2 protein-coding genes and 1 pseudogene are annotated in these 1,117 nt (G+C 59.4%); all 3 read right to left on the bottom strand.

The annotated features are described in order from the left end of the window. Nucleotides 1–217 (bottom strand): annotated as a pseudogene (locus tag BZK42_RS27865) (hypothetical protein); the annotation flags it as partial. 21 nt (nt 218–238) lie between these two features. After that, entirely contained in the window at nt 239–496 is a 258-nt protein-coding gene (locus BZK42_RS27860) for a hypothetical protein (RefSeq protein ID WP_080861615.1), read from the bottom strand. A 159-nt stretch (nt 497–655) separates the two neighbouring features. Continuing rightward, nucleotides 656–1,117, bottom strand: a 462-nt coding sequence (locus tag BZK42_RS27855) for a zincin-like metallopeptidase domain-containing protein (protein WP_249025195.1), incomplete at its 5' end; no start/stop codon positions are given.

Here is a 1,117-nt window from a genome sequence, read left to right as displayed (position 1 = left end):
TCTCCCCCTGTTTCACCACCACGGCCCGCCCGCAGAACTGCGGGTCGTCCGCCAGCAGCCAGCGCCCGGCATACACCGTTCGGGGCCGCAGTACGGTCATCTTCGTCTGTCTTCGCCGGTACAGCGCCGACAGTCCGTGGTACATCGCCAGCCCCAGCCAGCGAACCAGATACCACAGGTTCATCAGTATGAACTTCAGGACTTTCAGGTACATCATTCTCTCCTCAGTCAGTTCCGCCTACAGAAACCGGAACGCCAGCAGCAGAAGGCCCAGCATGACGGTGCCGGCCAGTTTCAGCAGCAGCGTCATGGCGGTCAGCTTTATCAGCGCTTCACGGTCACGGAAATAACACTCCTCCCGGACCAGCTGGCGGATACGGTCTTCCTGTTTCGGGGTTAACGTGTCACCGGCACAGTCATCATCACAGATGCCTGTACGGGGGGGATTACGGTCGCGGAGACGTTTCCGGACCGGAAATGGATGAATACCGGACATGGTTCTCCTGTCTGAAAAAACGGGAGCCAGCCCCTGACGGGGCATCGCCCCGTAACGTGGATAAGAGCCCGTCGGATGTCGGGCTGAAGTGTACAAATCCTCCCTGCAGTCAGTTGTGCGGGAGCCCCGACGGGCTTCCCCGCACGGGTTAACGTTACATTATGCCGCCGAACAGATGTTCAGCGGCGCCAGCAGATATTCCGCAGCCTCTCTTGCCTTACTGCAGGCGCGGAACAGCGCTTTTTTGTCGGCCTTCAGCACCCGCAGCCAGCCGTCGATATAGCTGTCATGCTGCACCTCACCATATATACCCAGTTGCGCGCACAGAAATGCGCTGCCGGTCTCGGCAATCAGCTCTTCCAGGGCATACGCATCATCCCCTTTCTTATGGGGAGCACTGATACCCTCCCGGTCAAGCCGTTTACGGTGCCCGGTACTGTGTACCATTTCGTGTAACAGCGTGGACCAGTAGTCCGCCTCTGAGTCAAACTGCGACGTCAGGGGCATGACTATCCGGTCTGCCACCGGGGTGTAGTACGCCCGGTCCTGGAAACGGGGCTCCAGCTGTACACCGGTTGCCTCCAGCATCGTCTTAACATCCGCCAGACGTTCGGGGGAAAC

It is taken from the genome of Citrobacter braakii (assembly GCF_002075345.1).
Taxonomy (GTDB): domain Bacteria; phylum Pseudomonadota; class Gammaproteobacteria; order Enterobacterales; family Enterobacteriaceae; genus Citrobacter; species Citrobacter braakii.
Note: the sequence above shows the minus strand (reverse complement) of the source record. Positions and strands in the feature narration are given on the sequence as shown.

Bases quoted from the DNA above. Each gene is read 5' to 3' on its own strand.
- BZK42_RS27860 (WP_080861615.1), bottom strand. From the start codon at position 496: ATGTCCGGTATTCATCCATTTCCGGTCCGGAAACGTCTCCGCGACCGT.